General features: G+C 67.6%; 23 protein-coding genes. 16 read left to right on the top strand and 7 right to left on the bottom strand.

The window, feature by feature from the left end:
* Both ACFWF3_RS01805 and ACFWF3_RS01800 read right to left on the bottom strand, forming a co-directional pair.
* Window positions 1-645 (bottom strand): sigma-70 family RNA polymerase sigma factor (locus tag ACFWF3_RS01805; RefSeq protein WP_379312052.1); only part of this gene is annotated, 645 nt, incomplete at its 3' end.
* 81 nt (window positions 646-726) lie between these two features.
* Window positions 727-1,014: a hypothetical protein gene (locus ACFWF3_RS01800; protein WP_379312051.1), complete on the bottom strand. Its 288-nt coding sequence runs from the start codon at window positions 1,012-1,014 to the stop codon at window positions 727-729.
* 107 nt (window positions 1,015-1,121) lie between these two features.
* Here ACFWF3_RS01800 and ACFWF3_RS01795 point away from each other — a divergent pair, with 107 nt between their 5' ends.
* The 4 genes from ACFWF3_RS01795 to ACFWF3_RS01780 all read left to right on the top strand — a co-directional run bounded on the left by ACFWF3_RS01795 (window position 1,122) and on the right by ACFWF3_RS01780 (window position 5,928).
* Entirely contained in the window at window positions 1,122-1,754 is a 633-nt protein-coding gene (locus ACFWF3_RS01795) for a TetR/AcrR family transcriptional regulator (protein ID WP_378996655.1), read from the top strand.
* A gap of 106 nt (window positions 1,755-1,860) precedes the next feature.
* On the top strand, window positions 1,861-3,852 hold the full coding sequence (locus ACFWF3_RS01790) for an MDR family MFS transporter (RefSeq protein ID WP_379312053.1): 1,992 nt from the start codon (window positions 1,861-1,863) through the stop codon (window positions 3,850-3,852).
* 81 nt (window positions 3,853-3,933) lie between these two features.
* On the top strand, window positions 3,934-4,569 hold the full coding sequence (locus ACFWF3_RS01785) for a PadR family transcriptional regulator (RefSeq protein WP_378996653.1): 636 nt from the start codon (window positions 3,934-3,936) through the stop codon (window positions 4,567-4,569).
* Window positions 4,570-4,716: 147 nt separating this feature from the next.
* Window positions 4,717-5,928, top strand: coding sequence for an FAD-dependent oxidoreductase (locus ACFWF3_RS01780; RefSeq protein WP_379312050.1), 1,212 nt, complete (start codon window positions 4,717-4,719; stop codon window positions 5,926-5,928).
* A gap of 67 nt (window positions 5,929-5,995) precedes the next feature.
* Here the strand turns inward: ACFWF3_RS01780 and ACFWF3_RS01775 are convergent, their stop codons facing one another.
* Window positions 5,996-6,787 (bottom strand): helix-turn-helix domain-containing protein, encoded by a 792-nt coding sequence (locus ACFWF3_RS01775; protein ID WP_379312049.1) that lies wholly within the window; start codon window positions 6,785-6,787, stop codon window positions 5,996-5,998.
* 164 nt (window positions 6,788-6,951) lie between these two features.
* On the opposite strand from ACFWF3_RS01775, the gene ACFWF3_RS01770 reads away from it, so the two are divergent.
* Complete coding sequence (locus ACFWF3_RS01770) at window positions 6,952-7,980, top strand: NAD(P)-dependent alcohol dehydrogenase (RefSeq protein WP_379312048.1); 1,029 nt, start codon at window positions 6,952-6,954, stop codon at window positions 7,978-7,980.
* Here the strand turns inward: ACFWF3_RS01770 and ACFWF3_RS01765 are convergent.
* The 4 genes from ACFWF3_RS01765 to ACFWF3_RS01750 form a co-directional block, all read right to left on the bottom strand.
* Window positions 7,929-8,651, bottom strand: coding sequence for a phosphatase PAP2 family protein (locus ACFWF3_RS01765; protein ID WP_378996645.1), 723 nt, complete (start codon window positions 8,649-8,651; stop codon window positions 7,929-7,931). The two genes, ACFWF3_RS01770 and ACFWF3_RS01765, sit on opposite strands and share 52 nt — an antisense overlap.
* Window positions 8,652-8,676: 25 nt before the next feature.
* Entirely contained in the window at window positions 8,677-8,901 is a 225-nt protein-coding gene (locus ACFWF3_RS01760; RefSeq protein ID WP_378996643.1) for a hypothetical protein, read from the bottom strand.
* 35 nt (window positions 8,902-8,936) lie between these two features.
* Window positions 8,937-9,722 carry an HNH endonuclease family protein gene (locus tag ACFWF3_RS01755; protein ID WP_378996641.1) on the bottom strand — a complete coding sequence of 262 codons (786 nt, stop codon included), beginning with the start codon at window positions 9,720-9,722 and terminating at the stop codon, window positions 8,937-8,939.
* 198 nt (window positions 9,723-9,920) lie between these two features.
* The gene (locus ACFWF3_RS01750; protein ID WP_378996639.1) at window positions 9,921-10,571 is read right to left on the bottom strand and encodes a phosphate uptake regulator PhoU; all 651 of its coding nucleotides are present in this window, start codon (window positions 10,569-10,571) and stop codon (window positions 9,921-9,923) included.
* A 104-nt stretch (window positions 10,572-10,675) separates the two neighbouring features.
* Between ACFWF3_RS01750 and ACFWF3_RS01745 the strand changes: the two genes are divergently transcribed.
* The 11 genes from ACFWF3_RS01745 to ACFWF3_RS01695 form a co-directional block, all read left to right on the top strand.
* A complete protein-coding gene (locus tag ACFWF3_RS01745; RefSeq protein ID WP_379312047.1) occupies window positions 10,676-11,767 on the top strand; it encodes a calcium:proton antiporter in 1,092 nt (363 codons plus the stop codon).
* Window positions 11,768-11,965: 198 nt separating this feature from the next.
* A complete protein-coding gene (locus ACFWF3_RS01740; RefSeq protein WP_378996636.1) occupies window positions 11,966-12,811 on the top strand; it encodes an MlaE family ABC transporter permease in 846 nt (281 codons plus the stop codon).
* A complete protein-coding gene (locus ACFWF3_RS01735) occupies window positions 12,811-13,677 on the top strand; it encodes an MlaE family ABC transporter permease (RefSeq protein ID WP_379312046.1) in 867 nt (288 codons plus the stop codon). The genes ACFWF3_RS01740 and ACFWF3_RS01735 overlap by 1 nt, the downstream gene beginning before the upstream one ends.
* A gap of 5 nt (window positions 13,678-13,682) precedes the next feature.
* Window positions 13,683-14,717 carry an MlaD family protein gene (locus tag ACFWF3_RS01730; protein ID WP_379312045.1) on the top strand — a complete coding sequence of 345 codons (1,035 nt, stop codon included), beginning with the start codon at window positions 13,683-13,685 and terminating at the stop codon, window positions 14,715-14,717.
* Window positions 14,714-15,718 (top strand): MlaD family protein, encoded by a 1,005-nt coding sequence (locus ACFWF3_RS01725; protein WP_379312044.1) that lies wholly within the window; start codon window positions 14,714-14,716, stop codon window positions 15,716-15,718. Before ACFWF3_RS01730 ends, ACFWF3_RS01725 begins: the two co-directional genes overlap by 4 nt.
* Window positions 15,706-16,725 (top strand): MlaD family protein, encoded by a 1,020-nt coding sequence (locus tag ACFWF3_RS01720; RefSeq protein WP_379312043.1) that lies wholly within the window; start codon window positions 15,706-15,708, stop codon window positions 16,723-16,725. Before ACFWF3_RS01725 ends, ACFWF3_RS01720 begins: the two co-directional genes overlap by 13 nt.
* Window positions 16,725-17,822 (top strand): MlaD family protein, encoded by a 1,098-nt coding sequence (locus ACFWF3_RS01715; RefSeq protein ID WP_379312042.1) that lies wholly within the window; start codon window positions 16,725-16,727, stop codon window positions 17,820-17,822. The genes ACFWF3_RS01720 and ACFWF3_RS01715 overlap by 1 nt, the downstream gene beginning before the upstream one ends.
* The gene (locus ACFWF3_RS01710) at window positions 17,819-18,550 is read left to right on the top strand and encodes an MlaD family protein (RefSeq protein ID WP_379312041.1); all 732 of its coding nucleotides are present in this window, start codon (window positions 17,819-17,821) and stop codon (window positions 18,548-18,550) included. The genes ACFWF3_RS01715 and ACFWF3_RS01710 overlap by 4 nt, the downstream gene beginning before the upstream one ends.
* Before the next feature lie 29 nt (window positions 18,551-18,579).
* Window positions 18,580-18,870, top strand: coding sequence for a hypothetical protein (locus ACFWF3_RS01705; RefSeq protein ID WP_379312040.1), 291 nt, complete (start codon window positions 18,580-18,582; stop codon window positions 18,868-18,870).
* Window positions 18,867-19,820, top strand: coding sequence for an MlaD family protein (locus ACFWF3_RS01700; protein ID WP_378996623.1), 954 nt, complete (start codon window positions 18,867-18,869; stop codon window positions 19,818-19,820). The genes ACFWF3_RS01705 and ACFWF3_RS01700 overlap by 4 nt, the downstream gene beginning before the upstream one ends.
* Before the next feature lie 132 nt (window positions 19,821-19,952).
* A partial coding sequence (locus ACFWF3_RS01695; RefSeq protein ID WP_379312039.1) for a hypothetical protein occupies window positions 19,953-20,275 on the top strand: 323 nt, incomplete at its 3' end.

Below are 20,275 nucleotides of genomic sequence, written 5' to 3'. Positions count from 1 at the left end.
GGAGCCCAGATCGGTGTCCTCGCCGACGGGCGCGTGCAGCGACACGGGCTCGGCTTCGTGCCGCAGCACCGCCGCTACCTGCGCGACGGTGAGGTCGGCGCCCGCGGCCAGTTCCTCGGTGGTGGCCGCGCGCCCCAGTTGATGCGCCAGCTCGCGCCGCACCCGGATCACCCGATGCAGGACATCGGCCACATTCGAGGGCAGCCGGATCGTGCGCCCCTGGTCGGTGAGCGCGCGCCCGATCGACTGCCGGATCCAGAACGTCGCGTAGGTGGAGAGCTTGAGGCCGCGCTCGTGGTCGAATTTCTCCACCGCGCGCATCAGCCCCAGCGTGCCCTCCTGGATCAGATCGAGCAGCGACATCCCGGTGTTGGTCGGGAACCTGCGCGCGATGGAGACGACCAGGCGCAGATTCGCCCGCACCATGTGATCTTTCGCGCGCAGTCCGTCGAGTTCGGTGCGGCGCAACAATTCTCGTTGTGCTGCGGTGAGTTCGGCACCGGCCGCATCGATCTCGGCCCGCGCGGTCGCGCCCGCGGCGATCCGCGCACCGAGGGCGTATTCCTGTTCGGCGGTCAGCAGGGGAGTGCGTCCGATGGCGGTCAGGTAGTCGCGAATGGGATCGGCGGTGACGGTGGTGGTCAAGAGAACTCCCGTTCGATGTGGGGCTGGTGACCGGTGGGGTGAGGCAGCCCCACCGGTCGGGTTACGCGGGGAACGCAGTGACTACTTGCCGGGAATCCGGATCGGGCGGCGCACGGCCGTCGACCGGGTCTGCGCGCCGCGAATGGCCGAGCCGGTTCCACGTCGCCGTGGGGTCGGGAAAGACGCTTCGGCGCCGCGGGCCGCCCGGGGCCGGCCGGGCAGGGGGAGGGGTTGCGGCGCGGTCATGATCTCGCGGACCGCGTCGTCGAGTGAACTTCGCATCGTCGTGAATCGGGCCATATCGGCTGCTCCTTCGGTGGTGGAACGGGTGTCGAGGGGCTCGGCGGCGATATCGGGTCCGTGCGGCATGCGCTGCCTCCTTCGATCGTGTCGCTTGCGGCGACGGGCATAAACTTAGAACGAACCTAAAAATATGTCAAGAACAAATTTAGGACGAGTTCAGATATGCTGGTGGCATGACGACGCAGCAGGGCCTCAGGGCCAGGAAGAAGCAGCAGACCAGGGAACAGATCTCGGACCGGGCGACCGAGCTGTTCCTGGCTCGCGGATTCGACCAGGTGACCATCGCCGAGGTGGCCGCGGCCGCCGATGTCTCGAAGATGACGGTCACCAACTACTTCCCCCGCAAGGAAGACCTGGCACTCGACCTCGGCGAGATCTACATCGATCAACTCGCGTCGATCGTTCGGGAACGCGCGCCCGGCCAGTCGGCACTGGCCGCGCTGCGTCACGCTTGCCTGGCGGCCATCGCGGCGCAAGACCAGCTCATCGGCTTCAGCGGCGAGCCGTTCGCCAGGATGATCGCCGACAGTCCCGCGCTGACTGCGCGCGGGCGCGATTTGCACGACGCCCGTCAACTGGCACTGGCCGACGTACTCGCCGCCGAGACGGGTGCCGCGCCCGAGGACATCACCCCGCGCGTCGCCGCGGCCCAGATCGCCGGCGTGCAGCGGGTGCTGTTCAACGAGATCATGCGCCGCACCCTGGAAGGCGAATCCAACGCCGAGATCGCCGCCGCGCTGACCCGTGATGCCGAGATCGCGTTCGACACGCTCGAACCCGGCCTGGGAAACTACGCCGTCCGCTGAGCGATCGGTGGCGATTGCTGCCGTGTCACTGACCTCCCGTGCAGGGCCTGAAAGCCCATACTGAGGCATGCCGGATGGTGTTGCTGTGGACAAGCCCGTCGAGCCGATGAGTAAGGCGAAGATCAACATTGTCTTCGCGACGGTGGTGCTCGGCATGCTCATGGCCGCCCTCGACCAGACCATCGTGTCGGCGGCGCTGCCCTCGATCGTCGCCGACCTCGGCAGCGCCGGGCACATGGCCTGGGTGGTGACCGCGTATCTGCTCGCCGAGGCCGTCGCGACCGCGCTCGCGGGCAAGCTCGGCGACCTGTTCGGCCGCAAACTGCTGTTCCAGATCAGCGGCATCATCTTCATCGCAGGCTCGGCGCTGGCCGGCGTCGCGGGCGGCATGGGTGTGCTGATCGTGGCGCGCGGAATCCAGGGCGTCGGCGCGGGCGGGCTGATGGTCACCTCGATGGCCCTGATCGCCGACACCATTCCGCTGCGCGAACGCGGCAAGTATCAGGGCGCCCTCGGCGCGGTGTTCGGCGTGACCACCGTCGTCGGGCCCACTCTGGGCGGGTTGTTCACCGACCACGCGAGCTGGCGCTGGTGTTTCTACGTGAATGTGCCGATCGCGATCATCATGGTGGTGATGGCGGCGCGCACCCTGCCGCATCTGCGCGCGGTCACCCGGCCGGTGATCGACTACCTCGGCATCGGCCTGATCGCGCTCGGTGTGTCGTCGCTGATCCTCGGGCTCGAGTTCGGTGGTAGCGAATATCCGTGGGGCTCTTGGCAGATCATCGGTTTGTTCGTGCTCGCCGCCGTGCTGATCACCGGGTTCGTGCTGGTGGAGAACCGCGCGAAGGAGCCGATGCTGCCGATGCGGTTGTTCAGCAGCCGCGTGTTCACCGTGTCGTCGGTGCTCAGTTTCATCGTCGGTTTCGCGATGCTCGGTTCGATGACCTATCTGCCCGCCTATCTGCAATATGTCGACGGGGCGACGGCGACGATCTCCGGTGTTCGCACCCTGCCGCTGGTGGTCGGACTGTTCGTCACCTCGGTCTTCTCCGGTCAGGTCGTCGGCAAGACCGGGCAGTACCGGTACTTCCCGGTCGTCGGCATGGCGGTGATGGCGGTCGGCCTCGCCCTGATGTCGACGATGGGCCGCGGCACCAGCGTGTGGCTGGAATCGCTGTACATGCTGATCCTGGGTGCCGGGCTCGGCCTGTCGATGCAGGTACTCACCATCGTCGTGCAGAACACCGTGCCCTACGCCGATCTGGGCACCGCCACCTCGGGGGTCACCTTCTTCCGCACCCTGGGCAGCGCGTTCGGCACCGCGGTCTTCGGCACGCTGTACAACAGCAAGATCGAGTCCGCGCTGGCGCAGGCATTGCAGCAGGCCCCCGGTATCTCACCGGAGGTGGCGGCGAATCCGAAACTGTTGCGCGAGTTACCGCTCGCGCAATCGGAGCCGATCATCGACGCGTACGCGAGTTCGATCGACTACGTGTTCCGCTGGGTCGTTCCGGTGGCGCTGGTCGGCTTCGTCGTCGCCTGGTTCCTGCCGCAGGTGCGGTTGCGCGACAGCGCTCGCCACGGCGCGGGCGACGTCGGCGAGGGCTTCTCGGTACCCGATTCGCACGACCGGGTGGTGCAGCTGGAGCGCTCGGTCGCCACGACGGTGCGCAAGGCCAGGGCGGAGAAACCGCTCATCCCCGAGCTCATCGCCGCTTCGGGCAGCACGCTGAGCCCGGACTCGGCGTGGGCGCTGGGGCAGGTGTACCTGTACTCCAAGGACGAGGTGCCCGCCACGGTGTATGCCATCGCCTACCGGCACCGGCTGCCGGTGGAGGTGCTGTCGCCGGTTTTTCGCCAGGCCGTCGACGCGGGTCTGCTGCACGACGACGGGGGCACCCTGTCGCTGACCGCCGACGGCGACGCCGAGGTCGACAAGCTGCGCGCCGGCTGGCGCCGCTGGCTCGGCGACCGCCTCGACGACTGGAATTCCGAGGATCCGGTCGACCGCGCGCTGCTCGACGAGGCGCTGTCGAAGATCGCGGCCAAGCTGCTCGACCAGGGCGCTGATAGCAGCGAGGTATCGAAAGTCTGATGTCGGTTGTCCACTCCACTGAACGAACCTTGCCACCGAATACTCGTAGACGTATATTCGTAGACGAGTAAGGAGGCAGTCATGGCGACCAAGCGCAAAGTGAACAACCTGCTGGCGCTCGCCGTGCTCTCGGTGATCGTGCAGCGCCCGATGCACCGCTACGAGATCGCCGCCACCCTGCGCGCCCACGGCAAAGACCGCGACATGGACATCAAATGGGGCTCGCTCTACACCGTCGTGCAGAACATGGAGAAGGCCGGATTCCTCGAGGTCATCGGCAGCGAACGCGACGGCGCGCGCCCCGAGCGGGTGATCTATCGGATCACCGACGCCGGTCGCGCCGAGATGGCGGACTGGACCCGCGAACTGCTCGCCGCACCCGAGCCCGAACACCACCGCTTCACCGCGGGTCTGTCGATTCTGGCGGTGCTGCCGCCGGATGAGGTGATCGTCCTGCTCGGTACGCGCATCGCGACGCTGGAGCGAATCATCGAGACCACCAGGGCCGAACTCGGCGAGCTGACGCTGCCCCGGTTGTTCCTCGTCGAATCCGAATTCGGCCTGGCGATGCTGGAAGCCGAGGCGAACTGGGCGCGTTCCCTGCGTGACGAACTGGCCGCGGGCACCTTCGAAGGCCTCGAACTCTGGCGGCAGTGGCATGTCGACGGCATGCCCACCGAACAGATCCCCGAACTCGGTGAGAGGGGGAACAACTAGCTCAACCCCGAAGACCCCGGACCCGGTGGCGTGCGGCAACACCCCACCGAGCCCGAGATACCGTCCCGCAACCAGGCGCACCCGGCCACGAGGTGAGGCAACCACAGGATAGCTGGGTGACGCCGACATCAGATCTGGAGATCACCCATGTCCACCACCCGTTCCGCATTGGTCATCGGCGGCGGCATCGCCGGACCCGTCGCCGCCACCGCCCTGCACAAGGCAGGCATCCAGGCCCACGTGTACGAGGCCTACTCCGGTCCCTCCGAGGGCATCGGCTCCGGGCTCGCGCTGGCGCCCAACGGTGTCGCGGCACTCGACATCATCGGCGCCGGTGACGCGGTGCGCGAGATCGCCCTGCCGGTCGCGCAGATGCGACTGCGCGTCAGCGGCCGCGAACACGTCATGCCGGTGCTGGCCGACCAGCCCCCGCTGCAGGCCGTCGACCGCGGCGAATTGCACCGGACCCTGCACGATCACGCGGTCGCCGCGGGCGTGCCGTTCAGCTACGACAAGCGGCTGGTGAGCGTCGACGAGCACCCCGACGGCGTCACCGCGCACTTCACCGACGGCTCCACCGCCACCGCCGACATCCTCGTCGGCACCGACGGAATCCGGTCCACCGTGCGGGGTCTGATCGATCCGGCCGCACCGGGACCCGACTACACCGGCATGCTCGGCTTCGGCGCCATGGTCGACTGCGACCTCGACCTGCCCGACGACACCATGGTGTTCGCCTTCGGCGCCAGGGCCTACTACCTGTACTGGAAGCATGCCGACGGCCGCGTGACGTGGGGCGCGAATCTTCCCAGCAAGCAGTACCTTTCGCTCACCGAAGCCCGCGCTGTCGCTCCCGAACACTGGCTCGAGGTGCTACGCGAGACCTACGCAGCCGACTCGCCCGGTGCCGAATTCGCGCGCCGCACCACGGCGCAGAACCTCGAGGTCACCGGTGCCCTGCACATCATGCCGCCGGTGCCGCACTGGTATCGCGATCGCATGGTGCTGGTGGGCGACGCGGTGCACGCTCCGTCGAACAGCTCCGGACAGGGCGCGTCACTGGCGATCGAGAGCGGCGTGCAGCTGGCGCGGTGCCTGCGCGATATCGCCTCGCCCACCGAGGCTTTCGCTGTCTACGAGCAGCTGCGCCGGGCCAGGGTGGAGGGGATCGCGGCGCGCGCGGCGAAGATCAACCACAGCAAGACGCCGGGCCCGATCGCCCGCAAGGTGATGAACGTGGTGATGCCGCTCATGGTCAAAACGGTGATGAACCCGGAGAAGACGATGGGTACCGAACGTCGATACCGCATCGACTGGGACGCGCCGGTCCGGGATGAACTCGCCACTGCCGCAGGCTGATCCGGCCGCCCTCGGTTGTCGCACTGCGGCGATCGAGGGCGCACCGGGTACTCGCCCGACGGTGCGATCAGCGACGGGTCGCGCGCAGCGCGAGAATGCGCGCGGTCTCCGCGTCGGCGGGCAGGAACGCCTCGAGGTGAAGTTCGGCGAGGGTGACATCGGTGGCGGTCGCGAACGAGGTGAGAGTCGTGATCAGACGGAGGTCGCCGTCTGGAGTACGCAGGTGCAGGGGGACGGCGAAGCCGACGTGGTCGGGCCCTGGGCACGGCGCGGGGAGGTAGCCCGCCAGTTCGGCGATGAGCTGGTCGAGGGCTGGATCGGGCGTGTGGGCGGCGCGGTTTCGCAATGAATCCATGATGTGCCTGCCCCAGTCCGGCAGGTTGCGTACGCGCGGGGCGACGCCGTCGGGGTGCAGGGCCAACCGCAGGATGTTGATCGGCGCGACCAGCAGTTCCGGGGACACGTCCTCGGTGAACAGGTCGAAGGCGGCATTGGCCGTGACGAGTTCGCCGCGCGGGCGAGCGACCAGCGCCGGATACGGTAGATGCCCGTCCAGCACGGCGGTGATCGCCGCACGAACGGGCGCCAATTCCGGAGCCGCCAGATCACTTTCGGGGAAGACGGGTGCGAACCCCGCGGCCAGTAGCAAGGTGTTGCGGTCGCGCAGGGACAGCTCGAGCGATTCGGCCAGCCGCACCACCATCGTGCGTCCCGGTTGCGATCTGCCCTGCTCGAGGAAGCTCAGATAGCGCTGGCTGGTCTCGGCCCGGATCGCCAGGTCGAGCTGGCTGACCCGGCGCCGGGTGCGCCAGTGACGCAGTTGGGGGCCGAATCCGGTCGATGGCGGGGCAGCGGTCATGAATGGAATGAACCGCGTCGACGGCCGCCACCATTCCCGCCGGGAATCATCCTCCGGCGCCACCTCGCAGAACCGATCGGTCGATGCGGCACCGATCCCGACCGGCACCTGCCCATACCCTCCGGGGAATCGCGCGGTGACGCCATCACCGACAGAGTTGTCCCATGCCTGACAACGACATCCACCCTGATCACGCCGTCGCCTACCACCTCGACGGTGGTCTCACACGGTCCGCGCAGCAGCGGCCGGAACCGGGCCCGCACCAGGTCCTGATCCGGGTCCGCGCCGCGTCGGTGAACCGCCGCGATCTGATGCTGATGGACGGCACCTACCCGCTGCCCGCTACCGCGGGCATCATCCCGCTCTCCGATGGTGTCGGCGAGGTGATCGCGCTCGGCCCCGGAGTGACCCGCGCGGGAATCGGGGACCGGATCACCGCGAGTTACTTCGTCCATTGGGTCGACGGTCCGCAAACCCTCGCCACCGCCGCCGAACAGTACGGCGCGAACTACGACGGATTTCTCGCCACCTACGCGCTCGTCGAAGAGGATTCGATCGTGCACGTGCCCGCCCATCTCACCGACGCGGAGGCGGCGACCCTGAGTTGCGCGGGCCTGGTCGCCTGGTCGGCGCTCACCACACCGGGTCTGCCCGCACCCGGTGCGCGCGTGCTCACCGTCGGTAGCGGCGCGGTGGCGCTGTACGCCATCCAGTTCGCGAAAATCCTCGGCGCCGAGGTCATCTCGATCACCTCCAGCCGGGCGAAGGCAGACCGGTTGCGCGCGCTGGGCGCCGACGCGGTGATCGACCGCACCGTGACCGGGAACTGGGGTGACGCGGTGATGGAGATGACCGGGACCGGTGCCGAGCAGATCGTCGACGCGGTCGGCCTGCCCACGCTCGAACAATCGGTGCGTGCGGGCGCGTACAACTCGACGGTGACGATGATCGGCGCGATGGCGCCCACGCCGGGAACAACGCTGCCGGACAATCCGTTCGGCTCCTCCTACCTGGCCATCCGGCGCATCGCCGTCGGCAGCCGAACCGGTTTCGAAGCGATGAACCGCGCGATCACGAAGCATCGTCTGCGCCCGGTGATCGACCGCGAATTCGATTTCGACGCCGCCGCCGAGGCCTACGACTACCTGCGCTCGGGCGCCTCGTTCGGCAAGGTGGTGATCGCGGTGGGTTGAGCGCGCCGCACGCGGGTGAACGCGGTGACGCACAGGACCAGCCACAGCAACCCGATGATCCAGCCCGCGAGCACATCGGTGGTCCAGTGGACGCCCAGATAGATGCGCGACAACCCGACGGCGGCGGGAAAGGCGACAGCGAACACCGTGGCGATCACCCGAACCCAGTGCCTGCGCAGCCGCGGGATCACCACGAGCGCCACGATGCCGACGACCACCGTGGAGCCGAGCGTGTGCCCCGACGGATAGGACAGGCTGGGCTCGAAGACCAGCCGCGACGCCTCGGGCGGCCGCTGGCGGCCGACCAGCCGTTTGATCACCCACACCAGCACGCCCGCACCCAGCGAGGTGACGGCGACCAGGGCGGCGACCGGCAGGTTGCGCCGCAGGAGGAAGATTCCGACGGTGAGCGATGCCAGAATCGTCATCGACAGCGTGTCGCCGAGGTCGGTGATCACCGTGGCGATGCTGGTGAGCGGCTCGCCGCGGTGCGCGATCATCCAGTCGAGCACCGCGGTGTCCATCCGGCTGATGCCGCTGGTGACCTCCCAGGTGAGGGCGGTGATCAGCACCGCCGCGGTCGCGATGAGCGCGACCACGCGCGGCGTCCGGCGGCACAGCGCGGACCAGGCGACCTCGGTGGGCGGTGGTTGTCGATAGGCAGTCGGCATAGCTACCAGATTGCCAGCTCGCGCCTCAGGCTTCGAAGACCACCGTGTTTCCCGCGACGTCGCGGGTGCCCGCGTCCTTCTTGATCGCCTTCACCAGGTCGGCGACGCAGTCCCAGGTGCGCGGCGGCTCGCACTCGATATTGCCGATCGTGTACCAGGTATCGGTGCCGCGATAGCGGACGAGGCCCTTGCCCGCGTCGTCGAGCATGACATCGAGCTCGCCGGACACCGTCCCTTCCTCTTCGGTCATGACGGCGCTCTCGGCGGTGATCTCGATGGGCTCGCTTATTTGAACTCTCCTCGGCGGAGGCAGTCATCGACTGCGGTGCGCAACGCGGTGTGCTCGGCGGTATCAACGGTCAAGGCGTATTTTACCTTCACCTTGACGTAGTGCTCGACATAGGCACACCGGAAGTTGCCGGGCGGCAAGTAGTTCGCGGGGTCCTGATCGCCCTTGGAACGATTCGCCGACGGGTCGGCGGCGACCAGGTTCATCGAGTCGTTGGCGATGCGGCGACGGGTGTCCTCGTCGCGGTCGGCCGCGCCCGATCGCCATGCTTCGGCAAGGGCCACAATGTGTTCGGCGTCGACCTTGGACGGATCGGTGATGAACTTGTACGGCCCGAGTTCACCGGTCTTCTTGTCGATGAAGCCGTAGTGGTCCTGCCAGCCGCCACCGGCCGCCACCTTCAGGTCGCAGGTCTTGGCGTCGAGGGTGACCTTGCCGTTGGCGTCGCGCAGCATCATCACTTCGCGGCTGGTGCATTTCGTGTACTGCGCCAGGTCGCCGGTGAAACCGTGCTCGGGCTTGTTGGTGTCCCAGTGCGGGAACTTCTCGCGCGTGTAGCCCGTCATCGGGCCTTCCTTCGCGACGACGAGAGTGGCGACCAGATCGCCGACTTCCTTGCCCGACACCGTCGCCGCGCCCGCGGAACCCGGGCCGGGCGCGGTCGGACTCACCTTGTCCAGGAACGTGTTCGCGAGGGTGACCACCACGGCGATAACCGCCGCCGCGGCTAGGGCGAGCAGGGCTCGACCCAGGGGAGAACCGCTGATCGAAGACCACTTCATGCCCGTACCACCCAGATGCTCCGTCGAAAAATGAACCGGCACAACCTAACGGCCGCGCCGGGTGTCGTCAGTGATTGTCCGCTATGAGGTTCCGCACAGCACAGCGCGAACTGATTGCGGCTCAATAGCGTTCATCTATCGACGGAGGTGACCGGCGGCGCCGAAGTGCAAACCCATAGTGATGGAGATCACAATCGATCAATCGGGCAGTGATCCCGTTTCGGGCGGAATGCCGGTGTCCAGGAACCGGATCAGGCGTGCGATGCGCGCGGCATGGTCGACGCAGCGCTGGAATTGGCTGCCGAGCAACGCCATATCGATCGCGGCCTCGGTGCTCACGTCGGCTTCGGTGAGGGCGGTGCGCAATTGCTTGCACAGCGTCTCCATCGCCTCGACATCGGCGCTGCCCCCGGCGGCGAACCGCCCGCTCGCCACCGACGCGCTCACCCGCGCCACGCACCCGGCCGCGAGCGTGCCCATCGACACGAGTTCGGCGATCACCGGTGCGGGCGCGACCGCGGCCGGATGGGCCCGATAGACGTACTGCCCAGCGGTTTCGGTGCGCCGCCCGATCCGCGACAGCTCACCGGCCACCTGAATCGCGGTCACCACATGACGCAGATCGCGCGCCACCGGCGCCTGCAGCGCGAGCAGCGCCATGGTGCGGGATTCGCAGGCGGCGAACATCAGCTGTAGCTGCTCGTCGAGCGCGAACACCTCGTAGGTGGCCGCGAGGTCGGCGCCGGCCAGCGCCTGGGTAACCCGCTCGGTCGCGTCATGGGCGACGCGCGACATCAGGGTGAGGTCGTTGGCCAAAGCGACGAGCTCGAGGGTGAACTGGGTCCGCACGCGCTGAATTGTTCCCCATCGAGGGGGTGTGAGTGAATCCATCGCCGAGATCCGTGCGGTGACGATTCCGGGTGTGCCCGGCCGTAGCTGGAAGGATGGGGGTCATGATTGCCGCGTTGACGACTAAATGGACCCTGTACGTGCCCATCCTCGCCGCGCTCGTGCTCGTACTCAGCTGGGGGCGTTCCGTACCGGGATTGATCGTCGCGCTGGTGAGTGTCGCGCTGGTCGGCGCGGTGCTCTCGGCGGTCTATCACGCGGAGATCGTGGCCCACCGGGTGGGCGAACCCTATGGCTCGCTGGTCCTCGCGGTGGCGGTGACCGTGATCGAGGTGGCGCTGATCGTCACGATGATGATCTCCGGCGGCGACAAGGCGGCCTCGCTCGCTCGCGACACCGTGTTCGCCGCGGTGATGATCACCTGCAACGGCATCTTCGGCCTGGTGCTTCTGGTCGGCGCGCTGCGCAGACGGGTGGCGGTGTTCAACGCGGAAGGTACCGGTGCCGCCCTGGCCACCGTCGCGACCCTGGCCACATTGAGTCTGGTGTTGCCGACCTTCACCACCAGCGCGCCGGGCCCGGAGTTCTCGCCCGCGCAGCTCGCCTTCGCCGCGGTCGCCTCGCTGGCGCTCTACGGGCTGTTCGTGATGGTGCAGACGGTGCGTCACCCCGACGACTTCCTGCCGGTGGAGGACGGCGGCGCGGTCGACGACAGTGACACCCACAGCCACGCGCCGTCCAACAAGGTCGCGTTGATCAGCCTCGGGATGCTGGTACTCGCCCTGGTGTGCGTGGTCGGCCTGGCCAAGGTGGTCTCGCCCGCGCTCGAATCGGCGGTGGCCTCGGCCGGATTGCCGCAGTCGGCGGTGGGTGTGGTGATCGCGATGCTGGTGCTGTTGCCCGAGACGATCGCCGCGGTGAACTCCGCGCGCCGCAATCAGGTGCAGATCGGTTTGAACCTGGCACTCGGCTCGGCGATGGCCAGTATCGGTCTGACCATCCCGGTGATCGCGATCGCGACCATCTGGTTGAGCGGGCCGCTGGTGCTGGGTCTGGGTGCCACGCAGATGGTGCTGCTCGCGCTGACCGTCGTGGTGAGCACGCTGACGATCGTTCCCGGCCGCGCGACCCTGCTGCACAGTGGTGTTCACCTGGGGTTGTTCGCGGCGTTTGTGTTCCTGGCCGCAAGTCCGTAGCTGGGGTGTTGCGGATCACAGGGCAGGTCGACCTGTCATGGAAACCGCGGAAAAGCGACGAGGGTCACCCACTGGAAATTTTGTTGTGACGCAGAGTACCGGTTAGCTTGCTGGAGTTGGCACCGACGCCGAAGCCAGAGAGTGCGGTATGAAAATCACCAAGCCCCGTGCTTCACGAGCGGCCCGGAGGCATCCCTGATGTCTACCGATCTGCACTCCGCGAAGCCGGATTCCGCTACCCAGATCGTCCGCAAGAACTTCACCGACACCGTCGTGTCGTCGCTGCGGACCTTCGGGCGTGCGGTAGATCTCGCACAGCAATCGGTCGGCGGCTCGTTCTCCGACATCGCCCGCAGGCAGTTCCAGTGGCGGGAGACCCTCGTGCAGGCCTGGCGCCTGATCACGGTCACCGCCATTCCCGCGATCCTGATGGCGATCCCGTTCGGCGTGATCGTCTCGGTCCAGGTCGGCAACCTGATCCACAGCCTCGGCGCCGACTCCATGCTCGGCGCCACCGGCGGCCTCGGCGTGATCAAGCAGGGCGCGCCCATCGCCACCGGCTTCCTGCTCGGTGGCGCGGGCGCGGCGGCGATCGCGGCCGACCTCGGCGCGCGCACCATCCGCGAGGAGATCGACGCGCTCAACACCATGGGCATCAACCCGGTGCACCGGCTCGTCATCCCGCGCCTGGCGGCCATGCTGCTCGTCGCCCCGATGCTCAATGTGCTGATCATCTTCGTCGGCGTGCTGGCCGGGTACGCGGTCGCCGTCGGCGGTCAGGGCGTGACCCCGGGTAGCTACTGGTCGACGTTCGGTTCGTTCGCGACCGCCGGTGACGTGTGGGTCTCGCTGCTCAAGGCGCTGATCTTCGGCTTCCTGGTCGTGATCATCTCCTGCCAGCGCGGACTGGAGGCCAAGGGCGGACCGCGCGGTGTGGCCGACGCGGTGAACGCGGCGGTGGTGCTCTCGGTGGTCTCGATCGCGATCGTGAACCTGCTGGCCAGCCAGATCAGTGCCATGTTCCTGCCGACGAAGTTGGCGTGATGGCTGCCTCGTCGTACATCCCCACCTCGCTGCACTGGCTGCGCAAGCCCGCTCGCATCGGCAAGCGGATCGTCACCGCCGGTGAATCGCTCGGCTTCGTCGCGGTGTTCGTCTGGCAGGTGCTGTCCTCGGTGCCACTGACGCTGCGCCGCTACCGGGACGAAACGCTGCGCGCGGTCACCGATATGACCTGGGGACGCGGGTCGATCATCGTCGGTGGCGGCACCGTTCCGATGATGATCGTGCTCGGCCTGGTGATGGGCGCCTCGGTGGGCGTCGAATCGTTCGCCTCACTCGACATGCTCGGCATGGGCCCGGTCACCGGCGTGATCTCGGCCTACGCGACCACCCGTGAGCTGGCCCCGATCGCGGCGGCCATCGGCTTCGCCGCCCAGGCGGGGTGCCGGATCACCGCCGAGATCGGCGCGATGCGCATCTCCGAGGAGATCGACGCGATCGAGGCGCTCGGTCTGCGTTCGGTGCCCTACGTCGTCACCACCCGGGTGATCGCCGGCGCCGTCGCCATCGTGCCGACCTTCCTGATCGCGCTGATCCTGGCCTACGGCGCCTGCCGCGGACTGCTCACGATGGTCTACGGGCAGTCGGCCGGTGTGTACGACCACTACTTCTTCCAGTTCATCTCCGGCTTCGACATGATCGCCGCGGTGATCAAGGTGGCCGTGTTCGGCACGGTGGTGATCCTGGTGCACGCCTACTTCGGGTTCTTCGCCACCGGCGGCCCCGAGGGGGTCGGCATCGCCTCCGGTCGCGCGGTGCGCGCCAGCTCGGTGGCCATCATCGCCATCGACATGGTCCTCACGATCATGCTCTGGGGCTTCAACTCGGCGATCAGTTTTACGGGGTGAACTAGATGCCTAACTATGGAATGCCCGGCGTCGCGGCCGATCGGCGCACGTCGCGGCTGACCGGGGTGATCATCCTGTCGGTGATCGCGGCGATCGCACTGGCCTACGTCACCTACTCGAATCTGCGGACCGAAGACGGTCTGCGCATCGCGTTGCACACCGAACACCTCGGTGACGGCATCAGCGCGGGCAGCCAGGTTCGCGTCGACGGCGTGACGGTCGGCGAGGTCGCCGAGGTGACCCCCGGCGCGCGCGGCACCCAGCAGATCGCGCTGCTGCTCGACACCGAGCGACTGGTCGGCATCGACGACAGCCTCGCGATCGACTACGCCCCGACCAACCTGTTCGGCATCGCCGAGATCGAATTGCGCCGTGGCGCGGGCGGTTCGCCGCTGCGCGAGGGCGCGGTTCTCGACCTCACCGGCACGAACAACGACCGGGTCTACGACGCGACGATGAGCGCCATCCTGCGCAGCCTCTCGCAGGTCGGTATGACCGTGACCAGCCCCCAGATGGCCACCGTCATCTCCCAGCTGGCCGCCGACTTCAAGGCCTTCACTCCGCTGGTCCAGGCGCTGATCACGGTCTCCAAGACCATCGCCGACAACCAGGACGTGATGCCCTCGGAGCTGTTCGGCAAGCTCGGCCCCGCCTTCGACGGCGGCGGTGAGTTCGCGGGCGCCACTATGAAGGTGATCGACCAGCTCAGCGACATCCGAGTGACCCAGGTCGACAAGGAGCGCTACGACATCGGCGTCGGGGTGATCGGCGGCGGCATCCTGCCCGCGCTGAGCACCACCCTGAGCACCGCGGGCGGGCACTTCGCCGAGACCACGGACATGCTCGCGCCGATGCTGCTCGCGCTGGCGCAGATGTCGCCGAACCCGCGCCGGACCGGTGCCGATCTCACCGCGCTGCTGCAGAACCTGCGCGGCGCGATGCCCGACGGCCCGAACGGCCCTGTCCTGAATCTCGACGTCGAGCTCAGCGGTGTCCCCGGCATCGCGGTGCCGCTGTTCGGAAAGGCCGGTGGGCGATGAAGATTCGCGGAACCGCACTGCGCCTCGGCGTTTTCAGCCTGGTGATGATCGCCATCCTCGGCATGGTGTTCACCCTGATCAAGCGCCCCGTCGACGGCGACACCAACGCCCATGACGCACTGTTCACCGACGCCAACGGCCTCAAGGTCGGCAACGACGTGCGGATGTTCGGCGTGCAGGTGGGCAAGATCGAGAAGATCAGCCTCGAAGGCGACAAGGCCAAGGTCGCGATCACGGTCAAGACCGACACTCCGATCTACGACAATTCCAAGCTGGCCATCCGCTACCAGAACCTCACCGGCCAGCGCTATATCGACCTGCAGCAGGCGCCGAACCCGGGCAAGACCATCGCGGCAGGGGCGCGGATCGGCGCCAACATGACCGTCCCGTCGTTCGACGTGACGAGTCTGTTCAGCGGCCTCAAGCCGGTGCTCGCCACGCTGTCGCCCGAAGCGATCAACCAGTTCACCGCCAGCATGCTCGCCGTGATCGAGGGCGACGGCACGGGCCTGGGCCCCGCGCTCACCGCGATCGATCAGCTCGCGAGCTATGCCGATGACCGTCAGCAGGTGATCAGCACCCTGATCCACAACCTGTCGGAGCTGTCCGAGCGTCACGGCGGCAAGGTCGGGCACCTGGTGCCGCTGCTGGCCCGGCTCACCGACATCTTCGAGGCGATGCAGCGCAATATCGGCGGTGTCGCGCAGTTCGCGATGACCGCGCCTTCGGTGCTGGCGCCGGTGGACCGGTTGCTCGCCTCGCTGGGCCTGGTCGAGGGCGGCGGCGCCGATGTCGACGCGATGATTCGCGCGCTGTTCCCGGATCCACAGGAAGCCGTCGAGGTGTTCGGCAAGCTCCCCGGTCTGCTGGCCACGGTCGACGCCTCGCTCGCGCGCGGTTTCGCCGACTTCACGCCGCACTGCAGCAACGGCGCCGCCGAGGTGCCCGCGCCGCTGCAGGTGCTGATCGCCGGACAGAAGGTCACCGTATGCAACCGCTGAAGAAGCTCGCCGCGCTGTTCGGCGGCGATCGCCCGATCCCCGATGAAGCGGGCAAACTCGCACGGGAACTGCGGATGGGGATCATCGGCCTGAGCCTGGTCGTGCTGTTCATCATCGCCGCGGGCGTGGTGTACGTGGTGCCGCTGGGCAAGCACACCTACACCGCCGAGCTCAGCGAAGCGCAGTCGGTGCGCGAGGGCGACGACGTGCGCCTGGCCGGCATCTCGGTGGGCAGCGTCACCTCGCTGGAACTGAAGCCCGACAAGGTGCTCATGCGGTTCACCGTGAAAAACGATGTCTTCGTGGGTGATCAGACGTCCCTGGATGTTCGCATGCTCACCGTGGTCGGCGGTCACTACGTGGCGCTCTACCCCGCGGGCTCGAAGCCGCTGGGGGACAAGGCGATTCCCACTGATCGAATCCGCCTGCCCTACAGCCTGATCGAGACCTTCCAGGACGCGACCGCGCCGTTGGCCGCCGTCGACGGCGACACCGTGCGCAACAACCTGGCCGCCGCGAACTCCGCGATCGCGACCTCGCCGGAAGCGCTGCGCACCACGCTCGACACCGTCGGCAAGTACGTCGACATGCTCGACCGTCAGCGCAGTCAGGTGTCGAAGTCGATCGCGGTCGTCGACGAGTACATCACCATGTACGACGGCGCCAAGGCGGATCTGGGCAGGCTGATGGACAACGTCAACATGCTCGAAGACGTGCTGCTGAGCAAGCGGGCCGAAATGGCCGAAGCGGTTCGGTTGCTCACCTCGGTGGTGAATCGCCTCGCGGGACTGGCCCCGACCTGGGACTCCACCCTGAAGCCGCAGGTGCAGGCGCTGGCCGACGCGTTGCCGCGGCTCGGGGAACTCAGCAGTCAGCTCGAGCCCGTCATCGGCACAGTCGGTGCGCTGCAGACCAGGTTGTCGCAGCTGACGACCCCCGAGGCCGGTGTGGTCGTCGACCAGTCGAGCGCCCGCGTGTGCGTACCGCTGCCCGGGAAGGCGTGCTGATGCTGAAACGACTACTCGGATCCCAGGCGTTCATGTCGATCGCCGGCGTCGCGGTGCTCGTGGCGCTGGTCGCGGGCGGCTACTTCGTCGCCTTCGATCCGCTGAAGAAGACCGAATCCTATTGCGCGCTCATGCCCGACGCGATCGGCCTCTACCCGGGTAACCACGTCACCATGCGCGGCATGGATGTCGGCGAGGTGACCGCGGTGCGCAACGAGGGCGCCAAGGTCCGTGTCGAGTTCGAGGTCGACGCCGAATTCGATGTCAACTCCGACGCTTCCGCCACCACCGTCGCGTATTCGGTGGCGGCGGACCGCAATCTGGCGGTGCTCACCACCGGCAAGACCGCGCCGCCGCTCGCGGGCGGCTGCATCACCAAAACGCTGACACCCAAGAGCATCACCGAAACGCTCACGGCGCTGGCCAGCCTGTCCGACGAACTCTCCGGCGGTGCCGCGGGTGCGCCGAGTGCGCTGTCGGACGGCCTGTCCTCGCTCAACCGCGCCACCGAGGGCACCGGCCCGACGGTCAACGAACTCATCCACAAGCTCGGTTCGGCGATGAACAAGCCCGACGCCGACATCGGCCATCTCGCCAGTCTTTTCGACGCGTTCGCCTCGGTCTCGAACCGGGTCTCCGCGAACTGGGGCGACCTGCAGACGATGCTGGTCCGGCTGGCCCCGCTGCTCAACATGGCCTCCGACGACCTGCTCGGCCCGGCCACCTCGCTGTTCGACGGTCTCGGCGAGCTGTTGCCGATACTCAACGATGTCGCCGTCATTCTCGGTGATCCGTTGATCGGCGCGCTCGACGACGTGGTCCCGCTGGTGAAGTTGTTGCGCGCCAACGTCGGATCGCTCAGCGAGATCGTGGCGAAGATGCCCGCGCTCGCCTCCGCCTTCCGCAGCGCCACCGATCCCGCGGGCGGCACCGCGATCACCTACGCGCCGCCGAAGGTCGCCTTGCCCGTCGGTGACGCAGACCAGGTGTGCGGCGCGGTGAACGAGTTGATTCCGGGGCAGTGCCCCGACCCGGCGCAGGGACTGGCCGATGTGAATCTCGTGCAGGTTGTGCTGGGAATGGCAGGTGCTCGATGAACACCCGAAAGATGTTGCGCCGCAGTGTGGTCGCACTCGTCGTCGCGGCCGGACTCGCGGTGGGTGGCTGCGGTTTCGACCCCGCCGAAGTACCCGTCCCCGGCTCGACCGTCAGCGGTTCGACCTACCGTGTGCAGATCGAGTTCAGCAGCGCGCTGAACCTGCCCGCGAAGTCGAAGGTGATCGCCAACGGCGCCGAGATCGGCATCGTCGACGGTGTGCGGGTGGTCCAGCCCGCCGACGCGCCCGCGGGCCGTGGCGGTTACGTCATCGTCGAGGCCGACATCCTCGACACCGTGCAGTTGCCGGCGAAGTCCATCGCCGAACTGCGCCAGGACACCATCCTCGGCGACATCCATCTCTCGCTCACCACTCCGAAGGACGGCTTCGGCGACCTGCTGCGCGACGGGGGCACCATCCCGATCGAGCGCACGAAACCGCCTGTGCAACTGGAAGACACGATGGCCACCATGGCTCTGTTCGTGCAGGGCGGTGCGATCGGTCAGCTGCAGGAGATGCTCGGCCGGATCAACTCGGTGATGCCACCCGATCCCAAGGAAACCGCGCGCATCTCGGCGGTGATGGGCGCCGACGCCGCCGACCTGGCAGCCCATCTCGACCAGGTCGACCTGCTGGTCAACGGGCTGAGCCGCAATGCGGCGATCCTGCACGACGACACCGAGGAAGCGCTGACCAGCATCTCACGCCCGAGGCTGTCGCCTCGCTGACGGGCACCCAGGATTCGATCGCCAAGACGATGAAGATCTTCGACGCGCTCGGCCCGGTGGGTTCCTCGCTCACCTGGCTGGCCCCGATCGCGAGCTCCGGTGACGCCGCCGCGACCGCGTTCCTGCCGCTGGCCACCGGCGGTTCGGCCGACCTGCGCTCCTCGACGAACATGGGGCTGCTCACCGCGCTGTTGCGCGACAAGATCATTCCCTTCGTCGAGAACGGCCCGAAGGTGAACGTCACCGGCGTCCAGGTGTCCGAGGAAGACCAGGTGGCGCAGATCGTCACCGCGCTGCGGATGATCGGAATGGTGCGATGAAGATCGGTGCACTGGCCTCCCTCGGCGGCATCGCCGCCATCACCGTGCTCGGCGCGAGCTACCTGACCTTCGGGGTGGTGCGCGTCGACCCGTTCGCCGACTACACCGCGGCCTCGATCGAGATCGCGAATTCCGGTGGCCTCAGTGTCGGTTCGCCGATCCTGCTGACCGGTATCGAGATCGGTGAGGTCACCGGCGTCGACACCTCGGCGAGCGGTCGGGTGCAGGTCGGCTTCCGGTTCGGCGCCGACCACAAGGTGCCGATGAGCAGCGTCGTCACCATCGAGCACCTCTCCTCCCTCGGTGAGCCGTACGTGCAGTTCGTGCCGCGTGACGCGAACGGTCCCTATCTCACCGACGGGCAGCGACTGTCCGGGGAGAACGTGCGCACTCCGATGTCGATCCCCGAGGTCGCGCGGCTGGTCACCAAGACCGTCGAGCAGCTCGATCCCGCGGTCGTCGGCTCCCTGGTCGACACCCTCGGCACAGCGATGGTCGGCACCGAGAATGTCGTCCCCGAGCTGGCAAGGGCGGGCGACCTGCTCGCCGCGGCACTCATGAGCCGCGCACCGGCGATCGGCGAGTTGCAGAACAACTTCGAGTACGTTTCCGGCGACATCGGCTGGGCCGGACCGGCCACCTCGGCCGCCGCGCCCGCCTTCATCCGGTTGAGCCAGGTGATCGACCAGTTCGTCGAATCGGTCGGCCGGGCCACCGAGGGCGATCCGCAGATGCACCTGCGCGAGGGTGGGCTGGTGCCGTTGCTCGAGCAGCTCAGCGCCAAGCTGAACGAGCTCGGCCCCGAGCTCTCCGCCCTGCTGCCCGGACTGCGCCCGCTCACCGAATCGGTGACCGCGGCCGCTCCGCAGCTCGATCTGAGCGCACTGATCGCGCAGGCTCTGCACAACACCGACGCCGATGCGGTGAAGGTGCGGGTCGCGATCAAGTAAACATCCGGCAACCATCGGATATAGGTATCTGCCCTGGCCAGTGGTTGTTCCGTCGACCGGAGCGATCTGCGAGCAACCGTGCGGTAGCGTGACCGAACGAGGGGAGACCTGGTCCGCGGCAAAGGCGGTGCGATGGCAGAGAGCAGCGAGGGTCCACAAACACGGACCGGCAGCAGTACTCGGATGATCGCGATCGCGGCGGTACTCGCCGCGATCCTCGCGCTGGTGGTCGCGCTCGGCCTGGTGATGCGCGCCGACCAGGGTGGTGACGACAACCCTTCGGTGAATCCGATGGGATCCGACGCCAACGGTCTCCCGATCGCCGGGACCGACCAGGACCAGGAATTCGCGCCCCCGTGGCCGGCCAGGCGGGTCGGCGGGAACTGCTCGGCCGGTGGCATCGTCGCGCATTGGCGCGTCCACGACGACGGCAGTTGGCAGTGCACGGTGACCAC

Origin of the sequence: Nocardia sp. NPDC060220, assembly GCF_042727815.1 — a bacterium.
Classification (GTDB): domain Bacteria; phylum Actinomycetota; class Actinomycetes; order Mycobacteriales; family Mycobacteriaceae; genus Nocardia.
Note: the sequence above shows the minus strand (reverse complement) of the source record. Positions and strands in the feature narration are given on the sequence as shown.